2 protein-coding genes are annotated in these 1,268 nt (G+C 56.4%); both read right to left on the bottom strand.

All coding sequences use genetic code 11. The features are described from left to right. The coding region (locus OUY18_RS13780; RefSeq protein ID WP_419196149.1) for a transketolase family protein at nucleotides 1-422 on the bottom strand (422 nt) is incomplete at its 3' end. After that, nucleotides 423-1,268, bottom strand: a complete 846-nt coding sequence (locus OUY18_RS13775) for a transketolase (protein ID WP_268059356.1) — start codon at nucleotides 1,266-1,268, stop codon at nucleotides 423-425. It lies immediately after the preceding gene.

Genomic DNA, 1,268 nt, shown 5'->3' with positions numbered 1-1,268 from the left:
GGATTGAGAACCACCATGCCCGGAATCGTGCGCATTAAGGCGATATCCTCGTTGCACTGGTGGGTAGCGCCGTCCTCACCGACGGAAATACCCGCGTGGGAGCCGACAATCTTTACATTTAAATGAGGATAGCCGACGGAGTTGCGCACCTGCTCGTAGGCGCGGCCCGTCGAGAACATGGCGAAGGATGTCGCAAACGGAATCTTTCCGCAGGTTGCGAGACCCGCGGCTACGCCGACCATGTCGCATTCCGCAATACCGCAGTCGATAAAACGGTCCGGATAGGCTTTCTTGAAGATTCCTGTTTTCGTTGCCTCCGCAAGGTCCGCGTCCAGAACAACCACCTGCGGGTATTGATCGGCAAGCTCTTTTAGGGCTTCGCCGTAGCTTTCTCTTGTCGCCTTTTTTACCATTTCTGCCATTTATTCCGCCTCCAGTCCGGACAGTACTTTCTTCAAATCCTGCATGGCCACCGCGTACTGTTCGTCATTCGGAGCCTTGCCGTGCCAGCCAACCTGATTCTCCATAAAGGACACGCCTTTGCCCTTGACCGTCTTTACAATAATGGCGCTGGGCTTGCCTTTTACGGTCTTCGCATGATTGAACGCCGCTTCGATCGCGTCGAAATCATGGCCGTCGACTACCTGAACGTCGAAACCGAAGGAACGGAATTTTTCATCGATCGGTTCGGGGCCGGCAACTTCCGCGACCGGGCCGTCGATCTGCAGGCCGTTGCTGTCGACGATGGCGCAGAGGTTGTCCAGTTGATGGTGCGCGGCGAACATGGCGGCTTCCCAGACCTGACCCTCTTCGATCTCCCCGTCGCCCAGGAGGGTATAGACGCGGTAATCCTTTTTGTCCATTTTTCCGGCAACTGCCATCCCGCAGGCGGCGGAAATGCCCTGTCCCAGCGAACCGGAGCTCATATCGACGCCGGGGGTGCCCTTCATATCCGGATGGCCCTGGAGCATCGCGCCGATATGGCGGAGCTTTTTCAGTTCGTCCATCGGGAAATAGCCCTTTAAGGCAAGCGCGGCGTACAGTCCGGGCGCGCAGTGCCCTTTGGAAAGCACGAAGCGGTCGCGGTTTTCGTCCTTCGGATTCTTCGGGTCCACCCGCATCTCTTTGAAATAGAGGTAAGTGAAAATGTCGGCGGACGACAAGCTTCCGCCCGGATGCCCCGACTTCGCGTGGTACACGCCTTCCACTATGCCCATTCTTACTTTACACGCAAGAATCTGCAGTTCCTTCTTTTCCGTTTTGTTCAT

It is taken from the genome of Caproiciproducens galactitolivorans (assembly GCF_026672255.1).
GTDB lineage: Bacteria > Bacillota > Clostridia > Oscillospirales > Acutalibacteraceae > Caproiciproducens > Caproiciproducens galactitolivorans_A.
The sequence above is the reverse complement of the archived record's forward strand: the minus strand, read 5'-3'. Positions and strand labels throughout refer to the sequence as shown.

Coding starts and splice junctions, on each gene's coding strand:
- OUY18_RS13775 (WP_268059356.1), bottom strand. CDS start 1,268: ATGAACAAAACGGAAAAGAAGGAACTGCAGATTCTTGCGTGTAAAGTA.